The sequence below is a fragment of the Pseudomonas simiae genome (genome assembly GCF_000934565.1).
Classification (GTDB): Bacteria; Pseudomonadota; Gammaproteobacteria; order Pseudomonadales; family Pseudomonadaceae; genus Aquipseudomonas; species Aquipseudomonas simiae.
This window is the reverse complement of record NZ_CP010896.1, coordinates 5,575,293-5,591,939: the sequence shown is the minus strand read 5'-3', so window position 1 is coordinate 5,591,939 and position 16,647 is coordinate 5,575,293. Positions and strand designations below refer to the sequence as shown.

Genomic DNA, 16,647 nt, shown 5'->3' with positions numbered 1-16,647 from the left:
ACCATAAGGAGCGGGCGTGACGAAATTGTTGCAGTTTAAATAGCGGGCCGCTTACACCGGTGTGCCGAGCAGCACATTGCTCGGTGCACATTGAACCTGGATCGCTTTACCTTCGGCCATGCACAGAGCCTTGAGCGTGTCGGGCTGCGCCAGGGCGCATAAAACCTGGCCGTTGGGCAGGATGACACGCACTTCGCTGGGGCCGTCCTCGGCGTCGAGAATGGCGTCGACGATGCCGCTCATGCAATTGTTTCCAGTTGTTGCTAAGGCCTCGGGCGCCAGCAATTCCAGCCAGCCGGCCTTGATCAGTGCGACCACTTCCACGCCGATCTCCAGCTCTAGTCGCTGCGTGCTGTCGTGGGTGATCTGCGCAGCCAGGGTCAGCCCGCCAGCCAGTTGCAGACGGATCAGATCATTGCGGCCATGCTGCTCGATAGCGACGACCTGACCATGCAGTTGATTACGCGCGCTGGTGCGCAGCATCAAGCGGCCCAGCAGGTTGAAGTCACTGGCGGCTTCGTCAGAGCCCAGCACTTGGGCCTGCAATACTTGCAGGCGCTGATAAAGACGCAGCACGCGCTCACCTTCCGCCGTCAGCTTGGCGCCGCCGCCACCTTTCCCGCCGACGCTGCGTTCCACCAGCGGCTTTTGCGCCAGGTTGTTCAGCTCATCAATGGCATCCCACGCCGCCTTGTAACTCAACCCCGCGCTTTTCGCCGCGCGGGTGATAGAACCCTGCTCGGCGATATGCGCCAGCAGGGCAATGCGCTGGGGGCGGCGGATGATGTGTTGGCTGAGGGGCGTTGGCAGAGACATGGCAATACGCTTCGATGTGGTGGGCCGAACGTTGCGGGCAAGGTGGGACGGAGTCAAGTCAGCTGCCTGGTTTGGGCGTGCGCGCCAGGCAGTACACATCGACCTGTCGCGCCCCGGCGTTCATCAACAACCGCGCCAGGCTGTGGGCGGTGGCACCCGTGGTGAGTACGTCGTCCACCAGTGCAAAGTGACGGCCTTGCACCTGGGCATCGGGCGCCAAGGCGAAAGCGCCGAGCAGGTTGCGTTTGCGGGTCTTGGCATCGAGGGCTTGTTGGGCGACGGTTTCATGGGGGCGTAACAACAAGTGTTCATCGTAGGCGATGTTTAAGGAGCTGCTGAGCCAGCGCGCCAGCATCAAGGCCTGGTTATAGCCGCGTTCACGCAGGCGCTTGCGCGCCAGGGGCACCGGTAGCAGGCAGTCGGGGCGCGTGAGTTCGGTGTTGTCGAAGCGGTGTTGCAGGTGCTGCGTCAACAACTGTGCAAGCATTTGTCCGAGGGGCCAGCGCGCCTGGTGCTTGAAGCGGCTGATCAGACAGTCGATCGGAAAGCTGTAAGTCCAGGGTGCGATCACCTGTTTGAAAGCCGGTGGATGCTGTTGGCATTGACCGCAGATCAAACCCTCCATCGGCAAGGGCAGGGCGCACAGGTTGCAGTGCGCCATCAACCAAGGCAGCTCGGTTTCGCAGGCGTTGCACACAGCATCGCAAGAGTCCGTTGCCTCATCGCAGATCAAACAGGTTTGTGTGTTTTTTGACCAGATGTAAACCTGGTGTTTGTAGTCTGGTTGACAGTGCATGAATCTTCCTTAAATATGCCGAGCATCCGTGTCGTGCCTGTGGGTGTTGCCCCGCCCACAGCGCTTGCCAAAGCATAATCAAGGAATCGCCCATGAGCGCCAGCACCACCGCCACCTTGCGTCACGATTGGTCCCTCGCCGAAGTCAAAGCGCTGTTCGTGCAGCCGTTCAATGACCTGTTGTTCCAGGCGCAGACCGTGCACCGCGCGCATTTCGACGCTAACCGTGTGCAAGTGTCGACGCTGCTCTCGATCAAGACCGGGGCCTGCCCGGAAGATTGCAAATATTGTCCGCAGTCGGGCCACTACAACACGGGCCTGGAAAAAGAGAAGCTGATGGAAGTGCAGAAGGTCCTCGAAGAGGCTGCCCGCGCCAAGGCCATCGGTTCGACCCGTTTCTGCATGGGCGCCGCCTGGAAGCACCCGTCGGCCAAAGACATGCCTTACGTGCTGCAAATGGTCAAAGGCGTGAAGGCCATGGGCCTGGAAACCTGCATGACCCTCGGCCGCCTCGATCAGGACCAGACCGAGGCCCTGGCCCAGGCTGGCCTGGACTACTACAACCACAACCTTGATACGTCGCCGGAGTTTTACGGCTCGATCATCACCACCCGCACCTACAGCGAGCGTCTGCAAACGCTGGCTTACGTGCGGGAGTCGGGTATGAAGATCTGCTCGGGTGGCATCCTCGGCATGGGCGAGTCCCTTGATGACCGCGCCAATTTGCTGATCCAGCTGGCCAACCTGCCGGAGCATCCGGAGTCGGTGCCAATCAACATGTTGGTGAAGGTTGCCGGTACGCCGCTGGAAAACGCCGAAGACATCGACCCGTTCGACTTCATCCGCATGCTCGCCGTGGCGCGCATCCTGATGCCGCAGTCCCATGTACGGCTGTCGGCTGGTCGCGAGGCGATGAACGAGCAGATGCAGGCCCTGGCGTTTTTTGCCGGTGCCAACTCGATCTTCTACGGCGATAAGTTGCTGACCACTGCCAACCCGCAGGCCGACAAGGATATGCAACTGTTTTCGCGCCTGGGGATTCTGCCGGAAGCGCGCGAAGAGCATGCCGATGAAGTGCATCAGGCCGCGATCGAACAGGCGCTGGTGGAGCAAAAGAGCAGCGAGCAGTTCTATAACGCCGTTGTTTGATTGAAATGCCATCCCTGTAGGGGTGGCAAGCGAGCTCCCACATTGTTCACCTGATGTATCGAGGCCAGCATGTCTTTTGATCTCGCCGCGCGCCTCGCTGCCCGCCGTGCCGAACACCTTTATCGCCAACGCCCGCTACTGGACAGCCCCCAAGGTCCGGAAGTGGTGGTGGACGGCCAGCCGTTGCTGGCGTTCTGTAATAACGATTACCTGGGCCTGGCCAATCACCCTCAAGTGATCGAAGCCTGGCGCGCCGGTGCGTCCCGCTGGGGCGTGGGCGGTGGTGCTTCGCACCTGGTGGTCGGGCATGCGACACCGCACCATGAACTGGAACAAGCGCTGGCCGACTTCACCGGTCGCCCGCGCGCGCTGCTGTTTACCACCGGCTACATGGCCAACCTCGGCGCGGTCACGGCGTTGGTGGGGCAGGGCGATACGGTGCTGGAAGACCGACTCAACCATGCCTCGTTGCTGGATGCGGGCCTGCTATCGGGTGCGCGTTTCAATCGCTACTTGCATAACGACGCCGAAAGCCTGGCCAAGCGCCTGGAGAAAGCCACCGGCAATACGCTGGTGGTCACCGATGGCGTGTTCAGCATGGACGGCGATCTGGCGGACCTGCCAGCGCTGGCCCGTGAAACCAAAGCCAAAGGTGCCTGGCTGATGGTGGATGATGCCCACGGCTTCGGGCCATTGGGTGCCAACGGCGGAGGCATCGTCGAGCATTTCGGCCTTAGCCAGGAGGACGTGCCGGTATTGGTCGGCACCCTTGGCAAGGCGTTTGGCACGGCTGGGGCTTTTGTGGCGGGCAGTGAAGCGCTGATCGAAAGCCTGATCCAGTTCGCACGCCCGTACATCTACACCACCAGCCAACCGCCGGCCCTGGCCTGCGCCACCTTGAAAAGCCTGGAGCTGCTGCGCACCGAACATTGGCGGCGCGAGCACCTCAACAGCCTGATTCACCAGTTCCGCCAGGGCGCCGAGCAGCTTGGGCTGGACCTGATGGACAGCTTCACGCCGATCCAGCCGATCCTGATCGGTGACAGCGCCAAGGCCATGCGCCTGTCGCAGATGCTGCGCGAGCGCGGCCTGATGGTCACCGCCATTCGCCCACCCACCGTGCCGGCTGGCAGTGCCCGCTTGCGCGTGACCTTGACGGCGGCCCACACCGAGGCGCAGGTGCGGCTATTGTTAAACGCATTGGAAGCGTGTTTGCGCGTATCAAGCAGTTCGGAGCCCGACCATGCGTGACCGACTGATATTGCTGCCCGGCTGGGGCCTCGGCGTATCACCGCTGGAGCCTTTGGCTGCCGCACTGCAAGGCCTGGACGAACACCTGCAGGTGCAGATCGAGCCCTTGCCCGCGCTGGCTTCCAGCGACCTGAATGAATGGCTCGACGAACTCGATGCCACGCTGCCGGACAACGCATGGTTGGGCGGTTGGTCGTTGGGCGGCATGCTTGCCTCGGAATTGGCGGCGCGGCGCGGCGAACGCTGTTGCGGCTTGCTCACACTGGCGAGCAATCCGTGTTTTGTCGCCCATGACGGCTGGCCGAGCGCGATGCCCGCCGAGACGTTCGACGCGTTTCTCGCCGGTTGCCATGCCGACTCCCAGGTCACCCTCAAACGTTTTGGTTTGCTGTGCGCCAAAGGTGCCGAAGACCCGCGTGGGTTGTCACGCTTGCTGGTCAGTGGCGCACCGAATACGCCTTCCAGTGTGCTGATGCCCGGTCTTGAACTGCTCGCCCAACTCGACACCCGCGACGCTTTGCTGGCGTATCGCGGCCCGCAGTTGCACCTGTTCGCCGGACTGGATGGGTTGGTGCCCGCCGAAGCCGCCAGCGATCTGCTGGCGCTGCTGCCTGATGTTGAAATCGGCCTGATTGAACAGGCCGGCCACGCTTTTCTTCTGGAAGACCCCCACGGTGTAGCGGGGGCCATCCAGGCTTTTTTGCATGAGTGCGTCGATGACTGATTTATCCCACGCCCCGCTGCCGGGAGCCTTGCCGGACAAGCGCCAGGTGGCGGCATCCTTTTCCCGCGCAGCCGCCAGTTACGACAGCGTTGCTGAGTTGCAGCGGGCAGTGGGCAGCCAATTGCTGATGCGCCTGCCGGCCGATATCACCCCGCAACGCTGGCTGGATATGGGCTGCGGCACCGGCTATTTCAGCCGCATGCTGGGTAAGCGGCTGCCTGCCAGCCAAGGCATCGCACTGGATATCGCCGAAGGAATGCTCAACCACGCGCGCCCTTTGGGTGGCGCCGAGCAGTTCATCGCGGGTGATGCGGAGCGTTTGCCGCTTAAAGCGGACAGCGTGGAGCTGATCTTCTCCTCTCTCGCGGTGCAGTGGTGCGCGAACTTCGAAGCGGTGCTCAGCGAGGCCTATCGCGTGTTGCAACCGGGTGGTGTGCTTGCCTTTACCAGCCTCTGCGTGGGCACCCTGGAAGAACTGCGCGAAAGCTGGCGCGCGGCGGATGGCTTGGTTCACGTCAACCGCTTCCGTACTTTCGAGGGTTATCAGCAACTGTGCGCAGCCAGCGGCCTGCGGGTGGTGAGCCTGGAGCAGCGTCCCCATGTACTGCATTACCCGGATGTGCGCAGCCTTACCCATGAGTTGAAGGCCTTGGGCGCCCATAACCTCAACCCCGGCCGCCCGGGAGGGTTGACGGGGCGCGCGCGGATTGTTGCACTGGTGCAGGCGTATGAGCGGTTCCGCCAGGCCCCGGGCCTGCCGGCGACTTACCAAGTGGTGTATGCCGTACTGGAGAAACCTCTATGACCGCTGCCTACTTTATTACCGGTACCGACACCGATGTCGGCAAAACGACTGTCGCTGCCGGCCTGCTCCACGCAGCGCGACAAGCCGGCAGAAGCACCGCCGCCGGCAAGCCCGTGGCGTCCGGCTGCCAGGTTACGCCCAAAGGCTTGCGCAACGCCGATGCATTGGCGTTGTTGGCCGAATGTTCGTTGCCCTTGAGTTATGCCGAGGTCAACCCGGTGGCCTTCGAACCGGCCATTGCACCGCATCTGGCGGCGCGGGAGGCGGGTGTGTCGCTGACGGTGCAATCCTTGCTCAAGCCCATGCAGCAGATGCTGGCGCGAGAAGCGGATTTCACCTTGATCGAAGGCGCAGGCGGTTGGCGGGTGCCACTGGCTGATCAGGCGAACCTGTCGGATTTGGCCATGGCGCTCAAGCTGCCGGTGATCCTGGTGGTGGGCGTGCGCCTGGGTTGCATCAGCCATGCCTTGCTGACCGCCGAAGCCATCGCCCGCGACGGTTTGCAGTTGGCCGGGTGGGTGGCAAATATCATCGACCCCAAGACCTCCCGTCTGGAAGAAAACCTCGCCACCCTGGCCGAACGCCTGCCTGCGCCGTGCCTGGGCCGTGTGCCGAAACTCAAGCACGCCGGGGCTGAGGCCGTGGCGGAGTATCTGCAATTGGACCTGCTTGACTGATTTTGGCTATCGATAAGGCATTATGCCATTAGTGTTTTTGACGGGTGTTTTGCGGGCGACTCTGCTTCAATCAAGGTTCACGATTCTCTAAAGGCAGGCTTACGCCATGGAAATCTCTGGAAGCAGCGCGTTTTATTCGGGCCTGAGCAGCATTCAGGCCGGGCAAAACCGTGTCGACCAGGCCGCCGGTAAAATTGCCAGCGCCGCGACGACCCAGCCCTCGGATGCGCAAAGTGACCGTCTGCAAGCCAATGACCGCGCCCAGCCGTCCAACTCGGCCAGCAACATGGTCGAAATGGCCCAAGGCAAATTCCAAGTGGAGCTCGGTGCAAAAGTCGCCAAGGCTTCGGATGAAATGCTCGGCACCCTGATCGACACCTACGCTTAATCCCCTTCTGTCTTACCCGGTCACTGCAGGAGCGAGCTTGCTCGCTCCTACAAAAACTCCCCATCTCTCCTAAAGTCATGTGTGGCAACCCGCCGCAGGCTTCGCCGTGCGCGCCTTTGATTCATGTCATGACAAACGGCATCCGGACGGCGCTTGACATCCCCAGGTGGTAAACGTATGTTTCAAACACCTGTTTGACCGCCACAACACATCCACGCGGTTGTTCATTCCAGATACATCAGCAGAGGTTTATCGCTATGCCTGACTACAAGGCCCCCTTGCGTGATATTCGCTTCGTTCGTGACGAACTGCTTGGCTATGAAGCGCACTATCAGAGCCTGCCGGCTTGCCAGGACGCTACCCCGGACATGGTTGACGCCATCCTTGAAGAAGGCGCCAAGTTCTGTGAGCAAGTGCTGGCACCGCTGAACCGCGTGGGTGACATCGAAGGCTGCACCTGGAGTGAGTCGGGCGTTAAAACCCCAACCGGTTTCAAAGAAGCCTACAAACAATTCGTCGAAGGTGGCTGGCCAAGCCTGGCCCACGACGTGGAGCACGGTGGCCAAGGCCTGCCGGAATCCCTGGGCCTGGCTGTCAGCGAAATGGTCGGCGAAGCCAACTGGTCGTGGGGCATGTACCCAGGCCTGTCCCATGGCGCGATGAACACCATCTCCGAGCACGGCACCCCCGAGCAGCAAGAGGCCTACCTGACCAAGCTGGTGTCGGGCGAGTGGACCGGCACCATGTGCTTGACCGAGCCACACTGCGGCACCGACCTGGGCATGCTGCGCACCAAGGCCGAACCTCAGGCCGACGGTACCTATAAAGTTTCCGGCACCAAGATCTTCATCTCGGCCGGCGAACACGACATGGCCGATAACATCGTCCACATCGTACTGGCTCGCCTGCCGGACGCACCGGCTGGCACCAAAGGTATTTCGCTGTTTATCGTGCCGAAGTTCCTGCCGAACGCCGACGGTTCCATCGGTGCGCGCAACGCGGTGACCTGTGGTTCCCTGGAACACAAGATGGGCATCCACGGTAACGCCACCTGCGTGATGAACTTCGACGCGGCCACCGGTTTCCTGATTGGCCCGGCGAACAAAGGCCTGAACTGCATGTTCACCTTTATGAACACCGCTCGCCTGGGCACCGCGCTGCAAGGCCTGGCCCACGCTGAAATCGGCTTCCAGGGCGGCCTGAAATATGCGCGTGACCGCCTGCAAATGCGTTCCCTGACCGGCCCGAAAGCGCCGGATAAGGCCGCCGACCCGATCATCGTGCACCCTGATGTGCGCCGCATGCTGCTGACCATGAAAGCCTTCGCCGAAGGCAACCGTGCGATGGTGTACTTCACCGCCAAGCAAGTGGACATCGTCAAATACGGCACCGACGACGAAGCCAAGAAACAGGCCGATGGCCTGCTGGCATTCATGACCCCGATCGCCAAGGCGTTCATGACCGAAGTCGGTTTTGAATCCGCCAACCACGGCGTGCAGATCTACGGCGGTCACGGCTTCATCGCTGAGTGGGGCATGGAGCAGAACGTTCGCGACAGCCGCATTTCGATGCTGTACGAAGGCACCACCGGCATCCAGGCGCTGGACCTGCTGGGTCGTAAGGTGCTGATGACCCAAGGCGAAGCGCTCAAGGGCTTCACCAAGATCGTGCACAAGTTCTGCCAGGCCAACGAAGGCAACGAAGCGGTCAAAGAGTTCGTTGCACCGCTGGCTGCGCTGAACAAAGAGTGGGGCGAGTTGACCATGAAGGTCGGCATGGCCGCGATGAAAGACCGTGAAGAAGTGGGGGCCGCCTCGGTGGACTACCTGATGTATTCCGGTTACGCGTGCCTGGCTTACTTCTGGGCCGACATGGCGCGCCTGGCTGCCGAGAAACTGGCTGCCGGCACCACCGAAGAGGCGTTCTACACCGCCAAGTTGCAGACCGCGCGCTTCTACTTCCAGCGTATCCTGCCGCGTACTCGCACTCACGTGGCCACCATGCTGTCGGGCGCCAACAACCTGATGGACATGAAAGAAGAAGACTTCGGCCTGGCTTACTAAGCCTTACCGGGTTCACTTCAAGAGCCGCTGCTCCCTCCCGGGAGCGGCGGCTTTTTTCGTTTCTGCGTAGGAGCGAGCCCGCTCGCGAAAAAACACAGCGGGCACGCCAGCCCCGACAGAAAGCATTGCAACAAAAAGCTCAGGGAATGCCAGTGGCTGCCGTTACAGTAATGGCAATGTGATATATGCGTGTCAGTTTGTGCTTAACTGTCAACGTAAAGGCACAGTGCCATCATTTTTTGCGGGTCGGAGTTTTACCCTTGTCACGCGTGTCCGCTGTGCGTTTCAATCATTTCCTACCTTCGTTGCTGCTCTTGCTGGCCGGGCTCTCGGCTGCGTACGTCAAGGAGCTCAACGTCTTCTTCACCTCACTGTTCAATGTGTTGCCGACCCTGGTGTTGCTGCTCGGCGGTTCGTATTGCGCGGTGTACCGTCGTCAGCGTGAACTGTTTCTGATGATCACGGTGTACATCGCCTACTTCCTGCTGGATACCCAGACAGACTTCTATCGCGATCACGGTCGCGTGCGTGAAGACGCAGCCGTGGTGTTTCACCTGTGCTGCCTGCTGCTGCCGTTGTTGTTCAGCATCTACGCGCTGTGGCAGGAGAAAACCCACCTGTTCCGTGACTTCGTCGCGCGTGGCGCGGTGTTGCTGGCGATCGGCAGCGTGGCCTTGGCGCTCGAGCAGAGTTATCCCCAGGCGGTGCTGAACTGGTTGGCGGAGATTCGCTGGCCGGCGCTGCATGGCAGTTGGATGAGCCTGATCCAACTGTCGTACCCGATGTTCCTGATCGGCTTCCTGACCCTGGCGGCGCAGTACTGGTACCAGCCGCGCCCGCTGCATGCGGCGCAACTGGTGGGGCTGCTGGGCATGTTCTGGATGTTGCCGCAGACGTTCATCCTGCCGTTCACCCTGAACATCATGTGCAGCCAGGTGATGCTGATGATTGCCGCTGGTGTGGCCCATGAGGCTTATCAAATGGCCTTTCGCGATGAGCTGACCGGCTTGCCGGGGCGCCGCGCACTGAACGAGCGCATGCAGCGGCTGGGACGCAACTACGTGCTGGCGATGAGCGACGTCGACCATTTCAAGCGTTTCAACGACACCCATGGTCATGACGTCGGCGACCAGGTGCTGCGCCTGGTGGCGAGCAAGTTATCCAAGGTCAACGGCGGCGGGCGCGCTTATCGCTATGGGGGTGAAGAGTTCGCCGTGGTGTTCGCCGGCAAGACGGTGGAAGAATGCTTGCCGCACCTGGAGGAAATCCGCGGGATCATCGCCGATTACGATATCAAGCTGCGTAATTCGGACCGCCCTCAGGACGATCATCAAGGCCGTCAGCGCCGTTCCGGCAGTGGCGCATCGAGTGTTTCGGTGACCATCAGCATTGGCGTGGCTGAGCGCCAGGCCGAGCAGCGCACGCCGGAAGAAGTGCTTAAATCCGCGGACCAGGCGCTGTACGCCGCGAAGGGCGCCGGGCGCAACTGCGTGGTGGCCGCCGGGCAAACCCGGCGTGGCGCAGTGCGTATGGAGAGTGCTGCCGGTTGAGTGATGGCGCTGTATTCAGCAGCGCTACAGTGATTGTCCGCGGCAATGCCCGGCAGTAGGTTGAAACCATCTGCTGACGGAGACATTGCCATGCCTGAATACAAAGCGCCCCTACGCGACATGCGTTTTCTGATCGACAACGTGTTTGACTTCCACGGCCATTACGCCGCCTTGGGCGCGACTGACGCCAGCCCGGACATGGTCAGCGCGATTCTCGAAGAAGGCGCAAAATTCTGCGAAAACGTACTCGCACCGCTTAACCGCAGCGGCGACGAAGAAGGCTGCCATTTCGAGAATGGCGTGGTCACTACGCCCAAGGGCTTCAAAGAGGCCTTCGCCCAATACGTGGAAGGCGGCTGGCACGGTGTGGCCGCGGACCCGGCCTATGGTGGCCAGGGCCTGCCGCAGTCACTGGGCCTGGTGCTCAGCGAGATGATCGGCTCCAGCAACACATCCTGGGGCATGTACCCAGGGCTGACCCACGGCGCGATGTCGGCGATCCACGCCCACGGCACCGCCGAGCAGAAAGACACGTTTCTCAGCAAACTCACTGCCGGCGAATGGACCGGCACCATGTGCCTCACGGAAGCCCACTGCGGCACCGACCTGGGCCTGATCAAAACCCGCGCCGTGCCCCAGGCGGACGGCAGTTATGCGGTCACCGGCAGCAAAATCTTCATCTCGGCCGGCGAACACGACATGAGCGCCAACATCATCCACTTGGTATTGGCCAAACTGCCGGACGCACCGGCAGGCACCAAGGGTATTTCATTGTTTATCGTGCCCAAGTTCCATGCGGACTCCGGCGAGCGTAACGCGGTGCACTGCGGCTCGATCGAACACAAGATGGGCATCAAGGGCTCCGCCACGTGCGTGCTGAACTTCGATGGTGCCAAGGGTTTCCTGATCGGTGAGGCGAACAAAGGCCTCAACTGCATGTTCACCATGATGAACCATGCGCGGCTGGGCACCGGCATGCAGGGCCTGTGCAACGGCGAGGCAAGTTTTCAGGGCGCGATCAAATACGCCAACGACCGCCTGCAGATGCGCTCACTGACCGGCGCCAAGGCTCCGGATAAAGCCGCCGACCCGATCATCGTGCACCCCGATGTGCGCCGGATGCTGCTGACCATGAAGGCCTTCAACGAAGGCAACCGCGCACTGACCTACTTCACCGCACAGTTGCTCGACACCGCACACCTGAGCAGCGATGCCACCCAGCGCCAGGACGCCGAAGACCTGCTGGCGTTCCTCACCCCGATCTGCAAAGCCTTCATGACCGACACCGGCCTTGAGGTGACCAACCACGGCATGCAGGTTTTCGGCGGTCACGGTTACATCCGCGAATGGGGCATGGAGCAGCTGGCCCGCGACGCACGGATTGCGCCGATCTATGAAGGTACCAACGGCATCCAGGCCCTCGACCTGCTGGGGCGCAAGGTGCTAGGCAGCCAAGGCAAGTTGCTGCGTGGGTTTACCAAGATCGTGCATAAGTTCTGCGCAGCGCATGCCGAGCATCCGCAACTCAAGGCCTACGTGGCGCAGCTCAATCAGTTGAATGGGGAGTGGGGCGAGTTGACCACCAAGGTCGGCATGGCCGCAATGAAGAATCCCGATGAAGTGGGCGCGGCGGCGGTGGATTACTTGATGTACAGCGGCTACGTGGTGCTCGCTTACCTGTGGCTGCGCATGGCGATCGCTGCCGCTGAACAACCGGATACTGATTTTGCCAAAGCCAAGCTCGCGACCTGCGACTTCTACTTCAAGCGTCTGCTGCCACGTACCGCCACCCACCGCGCTGCGGTGGAAGCGGGCAGCGAATGCCTGATGAGTCTGCCTGCGGAGGCCTTTGCGCTGTGATGACTTAAAAATACCGATCAGTCACAAGTGGACCCTATGTGTCTGAAAAGTTGTTCGGGTACACTCTGAGCCTGTAAAACCGACTCTCACCGAATCACTTTTCACGTTCTCACGAGGTTTGCCATGGCTGATTACAAAGCGCCGCTGCGTGATATGCGCTTCGTCCTCAACGAAGTCTTTGAGGTCGCCACCACTTGGGCCCAATTGCCGGCATTGGCAGACACCGTTGACGCCGAAACCGTAGAGGCCATCCTCGAAGAAGCCGGCAAGGTCACCGCCAAATCCATCGCCCCGCTCAGCCGCGGTGGCGATGAACAGGGTTGCCGCTGGGACAACACCGCGGTGTTCACGCCGGATGGCTTTCCACAGGCCTACGCGACCTATGCGCAAGGCGGCTGGGTTGGGGTTGGCGGTGATCCGATCTTCGGCGGCATGGGGATGCCCAAGGCGGTGTCCGCCCAGGTTGAAGAGATGATCAACTCATCGAGCCTGGCGTTCGGTTTGTACCCGATGCTGACATCCGGCGCCTGCGTGTCAATCAACACCCACGCCAGCGAAGCACTCAAGGCGACTTATCTGCCGAAGATGTATTCCGGTGAATGGGCCGGCTCCATGTGCCTGACCGAGGCCCATGCCGGTACCGACCTGGGGATTATCCGCACCAAGGCCGAGCCACAGGCGGACGGTTCCTACAAAGTCAGCGGCACCAAGATCTTTATCACCGGTGGCGAACACGACCTCACCGACAACATCATCCACCTGGTGCTGGCCAAACTGCCGGATGCACCGGCCGGTCCCAAGGGGATTTCGCTGTTCCTGGTGCCGAAGTTCATGGTCAATGCCGATGGCAGCCTGGGCGCGCGTAACACGGTGAGCTGTGGGTCCATCGAGCACAAGATGGGGATCCAGGCGTCGGCGACCTGCGTGATGAACTTCGACGACGCCGTGGGTTACCTGGTAGGCGAGCCGAACCGCGGTCTGGCGGCAATGTTCACCATGATGAACTACGAGCGTCTGGGTGTCGGTATCCAGGGACTGGCGTCCGGCGAGCGTTCCTACCAGAACGCGATCGAATATGCTCGCGACCGCCTGCAAAGCCGTGCACCTACGGGCGCTCAGGCGCAAGACAAAATGGCCGACCCGATCATCGTGCACCCGGACGTGCGGCGCATGCTGCTGACCATGAAAGCCGCGAACGAAGGTGGCCGGGCGTTCTCCACCTACGTGGCGACGCAGCTGGACATCGCCAAATTCAGCGACGACGCCGCTGCCCGCGAGCGTGCGGATAACCTGGTGGCATTGCTGACGCCGGTGGCCAAGGCTTTCCTGAGCGACCTGGGGCTGGAAACCACTGTGCTGGGCCAGCAAGTGTTTGGCGGCCACGGTTACATTCGCGAGTGGGGCCAGGAGCAACTGGTGCGCGATGTGCGCATCACCCAGATCTACGAAGGCACCAACGGCATCCAGGCCCTGGACCTGATGGGACGCAAGATCGTCGGCAGTGGCGGGGCGTTCTATACCTTGTTCGCTGACGAAATCCGTGGGTTCATTGCCTCGTCGGGGACCGAGCTGGCCGAATTCACCAAACCGCTGAGCGCGGCGGTGGATAACCTGGATGAGTTGACCGCCTGGGTGCTGGACCGCGCCAAGACCAACCCGAACGAAATCGGCGCGGCGTCGGTGGAATACCTGCATGCCTTTGGCTACATGGCTTATGCCTACATGTGGGCACGCATGGCCAAGGCCGCGCTGGGCAAGGAATCGGAAGAAGACTTCTACGCCAGCAAGCTGGGTACTGCACGCTTCTACTTTGCGCGTCTATTGCCGCGTATTCATTCGCTGAGTGCGTCGGTAAAAGCCGGCAGCGAATCGTTGTTCTTGCTGGATGAAGCACTGTTTTAAGGGATTGGAGAGTGTGTAAGCATTCTCTTACATGACGTGCTGCTATTCGTCCTCTATCGCCAGATTGGATCCACGGATAATCTACTTCACATGGACGTCGCGCAGGAAGCGCAAAGCAACAACACGGACACGTAGGATTCTGCCAGGAAGGCGGAGTGAAATGGATGTCAGGGAAACAGTCTGCAAAGCCCCGCTTCGGCGGGGTTTTCTTTTGCCCGTGAAAAAGTCAGGCCGGTGCCTGCGGGGCATTCATCACGTCTTCCAGCAAGGTGCGCAGCAACGCCATCGTCGCCTGCTGACGCTGCACATCGCGGCACACCAAGCCGACTTTCAGCGGCACCCTGGGTTCACTCAGCGGTTTCCATAACAGTGACTGGCTGTTGTGTTCGTCCTGGGAACGCCCCGGCAGCACCGTCGCCAACTTCGTGTGGGGCAAGCTGTCGAGAATCCCCACCATGGTGTTCAGCTCCGCCTGTACTTGCGGGCGTCGTCCGAGGTTGGACAGTTGGCCCTGCCAGATCTGCCTGACTTGAAACTCTTCCCCCAACAGCAACATGGGCAACTCGGCCGCCTGCTTCAGCGAGACTTTCTTGAATGCCCGCAAGGGATGGTCCTCGGGGATGACCACCTTTAACTCATCTTCATACAACAACACGCCGTGCAGCCCCGGCTGGCGTGGCGGCAGGTAGCTGATGCCAATATCCAGCGAGCCGTTGAGCAGTCGTCGCTCGATCTCAAGCCCCGTCAATTCGTAAATCTGCACCACCAGATGTGGCTGGGCCTTGCGCACACGCTCCAGCATCTGCGGCACCAGGCTGGTGTGCACGGTTTGCAGGACACCGATGGCCAAGGTGCGCATCGCCTGCCCCTTGAAGTTACGCAGTGCTTCAACCGCCTGTTGCATGCCATCGATCAGCGGCAGGGCATGGTTGTACAGCGTGTGCGCCGCCAGTGTCGGCAGCAGGCGCTTGCTGCTGCGCTCGAACAGGCTCACATCCAGGTTCTGTTCCAACTGGCGGATCTGCTGAGACAGCGCCGGTTGGGAGATCGACAGGCGCTCGGCGGCACGGCCTACGTGGCCTTCCTCATACACCGCGACGAAATAACGCAGTTGCTTGAAATCCATAAGGCTTACTTATCGAAAAAGCTGGAAAAACGAAATGGCTGTTGGCCGCTGAGGCGCCTAGTCTAGCGCCTATTCGCAGGGCTTACAGGGCCGAATCGAGCAATGAACAGCGTTTATGTTGATAGGGTTTACATAGGCAAGGCAAAAAACCTCAGGGCCGTTCTCGCGTGCCGCACCGACCAAGGTCCGGTTGCTATTGGGGGTGAGCTATGAATCTGTTCCGTCGCGCTGCGCCGAGCCTGGACGATTTGCTTCTCGAGGCGCCCAGCGAGACGTCTTCCAGCGAGCCCCTGATGCCCTGCGTCGCCCGCCCGCCGCACGTGTTCGTGCGCGGCCAGGGCTCGTGGCTGTGGGACAGCGACGACCGCGCTTACCTGGATTTCAGTCAGGGCAACGCAGCCAACAGCCTCGGCCACAGCCCCCAGGTGTTGATCAAGGCGCTGGCTGACCAGACCCAGGCGCTGATCAACCCCGGCAACGGCCTGCACAACCGCGCTCAACTCAACCTCGCTGAGCGCCTGTGCCATCGCACCGGTAGCGATCAGGCTTACCTGCTCAACAGCGGCGCGGAAGCCGTCGAAGCAGCGATCAAGTTGGCGCGCAAATGGGGCCAGCTGCATCGCGGCGGGGCCTACCGCATTATCAGTGCCAGCGCGGGTAGCCATGGTCGCAGTTTCGCCGCGATGTCGGCATCGGCGGGTGGCCCGGAAAACCGTTTCGAACCGCAGTTGCCCGGCTTCAGCCATGTGCCCTTCAACGACCTGTCAGCGCTGCATGCGGCAGTCGACGCGCAAACCGTCGCCATCCTGCTCGAACCGATCCAGGGCGAAGCGGGCGTCATTCCTGCGACCGAGCATTACCTCAAAGGCGTTGAGCGCTTGTGCCGTGAATTGGGGATCCTGCTGATTCTCGACGAAGTGCAAACCGGCATCGGCCGCTGCGGTACCTTGCTCGCCGAGCAGCAATACGGCGTGCGTGCCGACATCATCACCCTCGGCAAAGGCCTGGGCGGCGGTGTGCCCCTCGCAGCACTACTGGCGCGTGGTAAAGCCTGTTGTTTCGAGGTGGGCGAGTTGGAAGGTACTCACCACGGTAATGCGCTGATGGCGTCGGCCGGCCTGGCGGTACTCGAGGCGGTGCTGGAGCACGGCTTTATGGACCACGTGCGTGAGTCCGGCTTGTACCTGGGCGAGGGGCTGGCCCGTCTGGCCTACCGCTACGACCACGGTCAATTGCGTGGTCACGGCCTGATGTGGGGCCTGACGTTGTCGGATGATTCTGCGGATGCTGTTGTAAAAGCTGCCCTGCACGAAGGCCTGATCATCAACGCCCCGCAACCAAACTGCCTGCGCTTCACCCCGGCCCTGACCGTGAGCAAAAGCAACATCGACGAAATGCTCCTGCGCCTGGCCCGTGCCTTCTCCCGCGTGCGCACCGCACAACTGCAATGCCGCAAGGGCGTCGCCGTTTAACCTCTTCCTGAACCGTCTCGCGGTCTACGCGGCGCCTCCGGCCTGATTCTTTTGGTTGGGGGCGTTTTT

The 16,647-nt window shown here is 61.2% G+C and carries 14 protein-coding genes; 11 read left to right on the top strand and 3 right to left on the bottom strand.

Going from position 1 to position 16,647, the window contains the following annotated elements:
• Window positions 1-51: 51 nt before the first annotated feature.
• Window positions 52-816 carry a TOBE domain-containing protein gene (locus tag PF1751_RS25480; RefSeq protein ID WP_044287986.1) on the bottom strand — a complete coding sequence of 255 codons (765 nt, stop codon included), beginning with the start codon at window positions 814-816 and terminating at the stop codon, window positions 52-54.
• Between the two features lie 58 nt (window positions 817-874).
• Window positions 875-1,612: a ComF family protein gene (locus PF1751_RS25475; protein WP_044287985.1), complete on the bottom strand. Its 738-nt coding sequence runs from the start codon at window positions 1,610-1,612 to the stop codon at window positions 875-877.
• Window positions 1,613-1,704: 92 nt separating this feature from the next.
• Between PF1751_RS25475 and bioB the strand changes: the two genes are divergently transcribed.
• From bioB to PF1751_RS25425, 10 genes are all read left to right on the top strand, one after another.
• On the top strand, window positions 1,705-2,760 hold the full coding sequence (gene bioB, locus PF1751_RS25470; protein ID WP_010207025.1) for a biotin synthase BioB: 1,056 nt from the start codon (window positions 1,705-1,707) through the stop codon (window positions 2,758-2,760).
• Between the two features lie 69 nt (window positions 2,761-2,829).
• Window positions 2,830-4,011, top strand: coding sequence for an 8-amino-7-oxononanoate synthase (bioF, locus tag PF1751_RS25465; RefSeq protein WP_044287984.1), 1,182 nt, complete (start codon window positions 2,830-2,832; stop codon window positions 4,009-4,011).
• Complete coding sequence (locus PF1751_RS25460; protein ID WP_010207020.1) at window positions 4,004-4,735, top strand: alpha/beta fold hydrolase; 732 nt, start codon at window positions 4,004-4,006, stop codon at window positions 4,733-4,735. The genes bioF and PF1751_RS25460 overlap by 8 nt, the downstream gene beginning before the upstream one ends.
• Window positions 4,728-5,540 (top strand): malonyl-ACP O-methyltransferase BioC, encoded by an 813-nt coding sequence (gene bioC, locus PF1751_RS25455; RefSeq protein ID WP_044287983.1) that lies wholly within the window; start codon window positions 4,728-4,730, stop codon window positions 5,538-5,540. Before PF1751_RS25460 ends, bioC begins: the two co-directional genes overlap by 8 nt.
• Window positions 5,537-6,217 carry a dethiobiotin synthase gene (bioD, locus tag PF1751_RS25450; protein ID WP_010207018.1) on the top strand — a complete coding sequence of 227 codons (681 nt, stop codon included), beginning with the start codon at window positions 5,537-5,539 and terminating at the stop codon, window positions 6,215-6,217. Before bioC ends, bioD begins: the two co-directional genes overlap by 4 nt.
• Window positions 6,218-6,323: 106 nt before the next feature.
• Window positions 6,324-6,605 carry a hypothetical protein gene (locus PF1751_RS25445; RefSeq protein WP_010207017.1) on the top strand — a complete coding sequence of 94 codons (282 nt, stop codon included), beginning with the start codon at window positions 6,324-6,326 and terminating at the stop codon, window positions 6,603-6,605.
• Between the two features lie 257 nt (window positions 6,606-6,862).
• Window positions 6,863-8,668: a phenylacyl-CoA dehydrogenase gene (locus PF1751_RS25440; protein WP_010207016.1), complete on the top strand. Its 1,806-nt coding sequence runs from the start codon at window positions 6,863-6,865 to the stop codon at window positions 8,666-8,668.
• Between the two features lie 260 nt (window positions 8,669-8,928).
• Window positions 8,929-10,218: a GGDEF domain-containing protein gene (locus PF1751_RS25435; protein ID WP_010207015.1), complete on the top strand. Its 1,290-nt coding sequence runs from the start codon at window positions 8,929-8,931 to the stop codon at window positions 10,216-10,218.
• A gap of 90 nt (window positions 10,219-10,308) precedes the next feature.
• Window positions 10,309-12,078, top strand: a complete 1,770-nt coding sequence (locus PF1751_RS25430; protein WP_010207014.1) for an acyl-CoA dehydrogenase C-terminal domain-containing protein — start codon at window positions 10,309-10,311, stop codon at window positions 12,076-12,078.
• Window positions 12,079-12,201: 123 nt separating this feature from the next.
• The gene (locus PF1751_RS25425) at window positions 12,202-13,980 is read left to right on the top strand and encodes an acyl-CoA dehydrogenase C-terminal domain-containing protein (RefSeq protein WP_042571466.1); all 1,779 of its coding nucleotides are present in this window, start codon (window positions 12,202-12,204) and stop codon (window positions 13,978-13,980) included.
• A 226-nt stretch (window positions 13,981-14,206) separates the two neighbouring features.
• On the opposite strand, the gene PF1751_RS25420 is transcribed toward PF1751_RS25425, so the two are convergent.
• The gene (locus PF1751_RS25420) at window positions 14,207-15,106 is read right to left on the bottom strand and encodes a LysR family transcriptional regulator (RefSeq protein ID WP_010207012.1); all 900 of its coding nucleotides are present in this window, start codon (window positions 15,104-15,106) and stop codon (window positions 14,207-14,209) included.
• Window positions 15,107-15,315: 209 nt separating this feature from the next.
• Here PF1751_RS25420 and PF1751_RS25415 point away from each other — a divergent pair, with 209 nt between their 5' ends.
• Window positions 15,316-16,578, top strand: a complete 1,263-nt coding sequence (locus PF1751_RS25415; protein WP_044287981.1) for an aspartate aminotransferase family protein — start codon at window positions 15,316-15,318, stop codon at window positions 16,576-16,578.
• Window positions 16,579-16,647 lie beyond the last annotated feature (69 nt).